The sequence below is a fragment of the Photobacterium lucens genome (assembly GCF_009873615.1).
Lineage (GTDB): Bacteria > Pseudomonadota > Gammaproteobacteria > Enterobacterales > Vibrionaceae > Photobacterium > Photobacterium lucens.
Window position 1 is genome coordinate 1 of record NZ_SSMG01000178.1, and the last position, 693, is coordinate 693.

1 protein-coding gene is annotated in these 693 nt (G+C 33.9%); it reads left to right on the forward strand.

The genetic code is table 11. The features are described 5' to 3' along the window. Window positions 1–67 precede the first annotated feature (67 nt). Window positions 68–463: a hypothetical protein gene (locus E5A76_RS08455; RefSeq protein WP_107165788.1), complete on the forward strand. Its 396-nt coding sequence runs from the start codon at window positions 68–70 to the stop codon at window positions 461–463. Window positions 464–693 lie beyond the last annotated feature (230 nt).

The following is a 693-nucleotide window of genomic DNA, read 5'->3' on the forward strand; positions in this document are numbered from 1 at the left end:
TTTATGAGTTTTTTAACTCACATGCTCACTATATTAATGCTTAACGATTACTAAATTGATATGAAAAATGAGTATTAAACGATTATGTTCAGCATTAGTGCTTGGACTATTATTAACTGGTTGTGCTGACAGTAATGTTTCTTCATCTAATGTGCCTGATTTACCTATTAGTCAGCAAACTAAAGGACGGGTTTATATTGTTAAATCTGATTTACCAGCTAACGTGAAGTACGAAGAAGTAGGTAAAGTTAAAGCTAATGCCAGATATGGTTATGACAGTGTAGTGACTCTATATCCACTATTGGCAGATGAAGCGAGAAAAATTGGGGCAAATGCCGTTATTGATTTATATGGCGGTCATACGGTTACTGCTTTTTCTTGGGGCGCACCTTATACCGGCGGCACCGCTATTAAAGTCGAAGATCTAGAACAAATAAAACAATCTGATGTAGAGATATATTAATCTTATTTATTGATGTTTTTTTCTTTGCTGTTTCTCTTTTATTGTTTGCCTGTATTGAGCTATCAGTACAGGCTTTTTTTATTCCTAAGATAGCTAATTACAAATATTACCCAGAACAAAAAAGTGACAGTGTAATGTACTCTAAGATAAGTTAAGTGACATTGTAACTATTGGTGGTATTGCTGGATGTTAGAATCACTTGTTGTTTTTAAACTTACCCTCCCTCTTTT

What these genes read in the sequence shown, in the direction of transcription:
- E5A76_RS08455 (WP_107165788.1), top strand. Translation starts at nt 68, where the DNA reads ATGAGTATTAAACGATTATGTTCAGCATTAGTGCTTGGACTATTATTA.